At 38.4% G+C, this 6,258-nt stretch carries 5 protein-coding genes and 1 pseudogene; 4 read left to right on the top strand and 2 right to left on the bottom strand.

Annotated features, from left to right (window positions below; all coding sequences use genetic code 11):
* Window positions 1-213 precede the first annotated feature (213 nt).
* Window positions 214-894, bottom strand: coding sequence for a 16S rRNA (uracil(1498)-N(3))-methyltransferase (locus EAL87_RS07860; protein WP_120914236.1), 681 nt, complete (start codon window positions 892-894; stop codon window positions 214-216).
* Entirely contained in the window at window positions 895-1,326 is a 432-nt protein-coding gene (locus EAL87_RS07855; protein WP_120914234.1) for a hypothetical protein, read from the bottom strand. It abuts the gene before it with no gap.
* 55 nt (window positions 1,327-1,381) lie between these two features.
* Between EAL87_RS07855 and hemH the strand changes: the two genes are divergently transcribed.
* From hemH to EAL87_RS07835, 4 genes and pseudogenes are all read left to right on the top strand, one after another.
* Complete coding sequence (gene hemH / locus EAL87_RS07850; protein ID WP_120914232.1) at window positions 1,382-2,389, top strand: ferrochelatase; 1,008 nt, start codon at window positions 1,382-1,384, stop codon at window positions 2,387-2,389.
* Window positions 2,390-2,462: 73 nt separating this feature from the next.
* A complete protein-coding gene (locus tag EAL87_RS07845; protein WP_120914230.1) occupies window positions 2,463-3,128 on the top strand; it encodes a SoxW family protein in 666 nt (221 codons plus the stop codon).
* A gap of 9 nt (window positions 3,129-3,137) precedes the next feature.
* Window positions 3,138-5,948 carry a cytochrome c biogenesis protein gene (locus tag EAL87_RS07840; RefSeq protein ID WP_120914228.1) on the top strand — a complete coding sequence of 937 codons (2,811 nt, stop codon included), beginning with the start codon at window positions 3,138-3,140 and terminating at the stop codon, window positions 5,946-5,948.
* 9 nt (window positions 5,949-5,957) lie between these two features.
* A pseudogene (locus tag EAL87_RS07835) lies at window positions 5,958-6,258 on the top strand (glycosyltransferase family 10 domain-containing protein); the annotation flags it as partial.

Below are 6,258 nucleotides of genomic sequence, written 5' to 3'. Positions count from 1 at the left end.
CCTTTAATCCAAAGCGGTATTAAAATCGCTTCTAATAATGGCATCTATGCGAACTCTGTTGTTTTGGATGAGGGGGGCAGCCATTTTAAAGTGTTTTTCAACTATGGGTGGGTATTTTAGGGGTTAAAAATTGGCTTTAACTCAAGCTTTTTAGCAAAAAATTAAGATCTTAAGATTTTAAAATTTTGTTTTTAAAACTTTTGCGATAACCCACTAAACTTGCGCAATACTCGCTACAAACACGCATGCGCTCTCAGATTTTAGCACCATATCTAACGGGATGCGATAAATTTCACGCTCTTTAAAATACCCTCTTTCTTGTTCGCTAAAGCCCCCTTCAGGCCCTATGATAACGCCCTTTTCAAAATTCGTGCTTGCGGATAAGGTTTCGCCGTTAAAATCCAAAACGCTCGCCTTTGGGTAGGCTTTTAACACCTCTTTAGTGTTTAAAAACACTTCCAATTCCATTAAAGCGCTACGGCCGCATTGCTCGCAAGAATGGATCAAAATCTTTTGAAAGCGCTCTAATTTGGCGCTGTCTATTTTTTCATTACGCTGGCTAAAATCCGCATAGAATAAACTCAACTTGCTCACGCCTAACTGGTTTAAAAAAGGTAGGATTTTTTCAATGCTTTTGATTTCAATCACGCTTAAAATCAAATGCGTTTTTTTATTAGCCATAACCTCTAATTTTCGCCCGCCTACTAACCTTAAAAGGGCGTGTTTCTTAGTGATTTCTGCATGCTCATAGGTGTATAAAAAGCCGTCTTTTAAATTTCTTAAATCCAAAACACTCGCGCTTTTGATACGCCTTGATCGGTATAAATGGATATAACTCTCGCCTTCTATTTTTAAAACAGGCTCTTTGGCTAAAGGGTGGTAGACAAAACGCATTCAAAGACCCATTAACACGATGATTAGAATCGTTTCTAAAAAATACAGGATTTTAGCTTTTTTGATATACGCTTCCATCCGTTCTTTTTTAGTGATGGCGAATTTCACGCTTTTATAGCGTTTGATTTCTGCTATCAGCATCAACAACAACCCTAAAAGCATGACAACAGTGCTAAAAGAAAATTCAAATTGCTGCATCGCCCAAATAAAAATCCCGCTCAAAAGAGCGATGCTTAAAAGAATGTAAATCGCTGGCATGACAAGATAGATTTTTTTGTTCAATTGGATGAAATTTTTTTCTTTAAAAAGGGTGTAAAGATTGATCATAAAAGCTAGGGCGAGCATGGCTGCAAAAAAGGCATGGATAAGCAAGGATTGAGCCATCACAGAAGAATCTTGTGTATTTAATGCCTGCAAACTCATCTCTAACATTAACTTCTTTCTAACGATTTATTTTTTATTAATCGTTTTATTTTAGCATGCACCAATGAATTTGATCAATGAAAAGCTTAATAATCTAGAAAATAATACCATAAAATTCCCTAAAGAAGCGGTTATTCTTTTGAATATGGGAGGGCCTAACAGCCTTTATGAAGTGGGGGTGTTTTTGAAAAACATGTTTGATGACCCCTTTATCCTTACCATTAAAAATAATTTCATGCGTAAAATGGTGGGTAAAATGATTGTCAATAGCCGCATAGAAAAATCCAAAAAAATCTATGAAAAATTAGGAGGCAAATCCCCTTTAACGCCTATCACATTCGCCCTTACAGAGCGTTTGAACGAATTGGATCCTTCTCGTTTTTACACTTATGCGATGCGTTATACCCCCCCTTATGCGTCTATGGTTTTGCAAGATTTAGCCTTAAAAGAGGTAGAAAGCTTGGTGTTTTTTTCCATGTATCCGCAATATTCTAGCACCACCACCCTTTCTAGTTTCAATGACGCTTTTAACGCCCTAAAATCTTTAGAAACTTTCCGCCCCAAAGTGCGGGTGATAGAGCGCTTTTATGCGAGCGAAAAACTCAATGAAATCATTTTAAACACGATTTTAAGCGTCCTAAACAACCGCAAGAGCCAGGATTTTGTCTTAATCTTTTCCGTCCATGGCTTACCCAAAAGCATTATTGATGCCGGCGATACTTACCAGCAAGAATGCGAACACCATGTGAGTTTGTTAAAAGAGTTGATGCAACAAAAAAATATCCCTTTTAAAGAGATTTTACTCTCTTACCAATCCAAGCTAGGGCCTATGAAATGGCTAGAGCCAAGCACTGAAGAGTTGATAGAAAAGCACCGCAAGTCTAACATTATCATCTACCCTTTGGCTTTCACGATTGACAATTCTGAAACGATCTATGAATTAGACATGCAATACCGCTTAATGGCAGAGCGCTTGGCAGTTAAAGAATATTTAGTTTGCCCATGCTTGAACGATTCCATAGAATTTGCAGAGTTTATTATTGAATGGGTTGAAAATCTCAAAGACAGATAAAATATGCATAAAAAAGCGATTATTGTAGTAAGATACTGAGTTTTCAAACCCATTAAAAGATAAAGGTTATTGTATGTTTTCATTCTCTTATGTTTCCAAGAAATTTTTAAGCATTGTGCTATTGATTTCGCTATTTTTAAGCGCTTGCAAGTCCAACAATAAGGACAAATTAGATGAAAATCTTTTAAGCTCTGGCTCTCAAAGCTCCAAAGAATTAAACGATGAGCGAGACAATATAGACAAAAAAAGCTATGCCGGTTTAGAAGATGTTTTTTTAGACAACAAGTCCATTAGCCCTAATGATAAATACATGCTTTTAGTTTTTGGTCGTAATGGTTGCACTTATTGTGAAAGGTTTAAAAAAGATCTCAAGAATGTCAAAGAATTGCGCAACTACATTAAAGAGCATTTTAGCGCTTACTACGTCAATATCAGCTACTCTAAAGAGCATAATTTTAAAGTCGGCGATAAAAATAATGAAAAAGAAATCAAAATGTCTACAGAAGAATTAGAGCAAATTTATGCCGTCCAATCCACCCCTACGATTGTTTTATCCGATAAAACCGGTAAAACCATCTATGAATTGCCCGGCTATATGCCTTCCACGCAATTTTTAGCCGTGTTAGAATTTATCGGCGATGGGAAGTATCAAGACACGAAAAACGATGAGGATCTCACTAAAAAATTAAAGGCTTACATCAAGTATAAAACCAACCTTTCTAAAAGCAAGTCTAACTAGGAAAGCCTAATGAAGAATCTCAAAAGCCTGCTTTCTTTTTTGCTGGCTTCTTTTTGGGTCGCTATCCCTTTAATCGCGCTCTACGCTTGTGCATGCGCGATAGCCACTTTTATAGAAAATGACTATGGCACGAGCGCGAGTAAGGCTATTGTGTATAACACCCCTTGGTTTAATTTCTTGCATGCGTATTTGTTGGTGGTTTTAATAGGCACATTCATTAAATCTAAAGCTTTGGAGCGCAAAAGGTATGCGAGCCTTTTTTTCCACAGCTCCTTGATTTTAATCATTTTAGGGGCAGCCATCACGCGCTTTTTTGGCGTAGAAGGGCTTATGCATGTGCGAGAAGATAGCGCTCAAAGCTCTTTTGAAAGCGCGGACACTTACCTTAATATCACCCTAAACGACGAAAAAAAACTTTCTTTAAAAACGCCTTTAACCTTTTATTATTCCAAACGATTAAGACCCATTCATGCCACTTTAGATCACAAGCCTTTGATTTTAGAACCCTTAGAGATTTACAAACAAAACGCCATTAAAAAAGATGACGCTACCATTTTAGTGTTAAAAGCGACTTATAATGGCGTGAGCCGCAAATTCAACCTCATTAAAACCAACAGGAATGAAGGCATAGAAGAAAGCGAAATGTTTGAAGACGACAAGCTCTCTTTGAGTTTTGGATCGGCTTACATTGAATTGCCCTTTCAAATCAAACTGAAGCGTTTTGAATTAGAGCGTTACGCCGGCTCTATGAGTCCTTCATCTTACGCTTCAGAAGTGGAAGTGTTGAAACTAGATAACACTTTAATCAAACCTTATAGGATCTTTATGAACCATGTCTTAGACTATGAAGGCTATCGCTTTTTCCAATCTTCCTATGATACGGATGAAAAAGGCACGATCCTTTCTGTCAATAAAGACCCGGGTAAAATCCCCACTTATTTAGGGTATGCGATGCTTATTTTGGGGGCTTTGTGGTTGCTTTTGGATAAAAACGGGCGTTTTTTAAAGCTTTCACGCTTTTTAAAATCCCAACAAGCCGCTAGTTTCTTGCTCGCTTTAATTTTAATCAGCCCTTTTACTTCTTCGTTCGCCAATGAAGGCCAAATTGACATGCATGGGGGCAAAAGCGCTAAAATTGAGCGACAAAAAATAGAAAATTCCACTAATAAAGAAGATTCTAAAAGCGCGATTTTAGAGCGTCTGAAGCATTTGAGAGAGTATTCTAAAGATCATTTAAAAGCCTTTCAAAGGCTTCAAGTCCAGGATTTTGACGGGCGTATCAAACCCCTTGATACTATTAGCATTGAATATGTACATAAGATTTTAAAAAAAGATGATTTTCAAGGGCTAAACGCCATGCAGGTGCTTTTAGGGATCATGTTTTTCCCCAATGATTGGCGCAGTATTAAGATGATTCATACTTCCACTAAAGCCTTAAGAAAGCTTATCGGCACGCCTTTAGATGAAAGCCGTATCGCTTTTAGAGACATGTTTGATAGCCGTGGGTATAAATTAAAAAATTTGGTTGAAGAGGTCAATCAAAAATCCCCTAACGCGCGCAACGAATTGGATAAAGATGTCTTAAAAGTAGATGAACGCATCAACTTAGTCTATACGCTTTTTAGCGCTCAATTTTTACGCATTTTCCCTAGCGATAAAACCAGCGCTTGGCTCTCGCCCATTGAAGCGATCAACAGCCCTAATAAAGAAATTTCAAGCGTGGTGCAAGATTTTTTAAAAAATATTTTTAGCGGCTTTGATGACGCTTTAAAAACCAACCAATGGGATAAGGTAGAAAAAACCCTAAAAGATTTAAGCATTTACCAACAAGAGCATGCCAAAAATCTCTATCTATCCTCTTCTAAAGTGGATTCTGAAATTTTTTTAAACCACACCAATTTTTTTAACAGCCTAACCTTGCCTTATATCCTTTTAGGGTTATTGCTTTTTATCGTTGTGATCAGCTCTCTTATTAAAAACACCCCCCCTAATATTTGGCTCACTAAAATCCTTTATATGGCTATCTTGCTTTGCGCGATCGCTCATTCTATGGGGCTAATCTTGCGCTGGTATGTGAGCGGGCATTCGCCTTGGAGCAACGCTTATGAGTCCATGCTTTATATCGCATGGGCTTCTGTTATCGCAGGGTTTATTTTACGCTCCAAACTCGCCTTATCGGCTTCTAGCTTTTTAGCCGGTATCGCGCTCTTTGTGGCTCATTTAGGCTTTATGGACCCTCAAATCGGCCATTTAGTGCCGGTGTTAAAATCCTATTGGCTCAATATCCATGTCTCTATCATCACCGCCAGTTATGGCTTTTTGGGCTTGTGTTTTGTGCTAGGGATTTTAAGTTTGGTTTTGTTTATCTTGCGCAAACAAGGGCGTTTCAATTTAGACAAAACCATTCTTTCCATTAGCGCTATCAATGAAATGAGCATGATTTTAGGCCTGTTCATGCTCACGGCCGGGAATTTCTTGGGCGGGGTGTGGGCGAATGAATCTTGGGGGCGCTATTGGGGGTGGGACCCTAAAGAAACTTGGGCGTTGATTTCTATTTGCGTCTATGCTTTAATCTTGCATTTGCGTTTTTTAGGCTCTCAAAATTGGCCCTTTATTTTAGCGAGTAGCAGCGTGCTAGGGTTTTATTCGGTTTTAATGACTTATTTTGGCGTGAATTACTACCTTTCTGGCTTGCACAGCTATGCCGCAGGCGATCCCTTGCCGATCCCTACTTTTTTATACTTTTTGGTAGCGATACCTTTCGCTCTCGTGATCTTGGCGTATTTCAAACGCCATTTGAGTTTGCCTAAATTGGTTTAAAGGGTAAAAATGTTCCAACCTTTACTAGACGCCTTTATAGAAAGCGCTCCAATTAAAAAAAATTACCTCTAAGTCTCCCCCCCTAAAAATCGCTGTGGCGAATTGGTGGGGAGGCGCTGAAGAATTTAAAAAGAGCACTCTTTATTTTATCCTCAGTCGGCATTATAGAATCGTTCTTCATGAAAACCCTAAAAAACCCGCAGACATCGTTTTGGGTAACCCCCTTGAAAGAGCCAGAAAAATCCTATCCTACAAAAACACTAAACGAGTGTTTTACACCGGCGAAAATGAAGTCCCTAATTTCAACCTC

It is taken from the genome of Helicobacter pylori, from assembly GCF_003636935.1.
GTDB classification, from domain to species: Bacteria; Campylobacterota; Campylobacteria; order Campylobacterales; family Helicobacteraceae; genus Helicobacter; species Helicobacter pylori_CH.
This window is presented reverse-complemented; position numbering and strand designations above follow the sequence as displayed.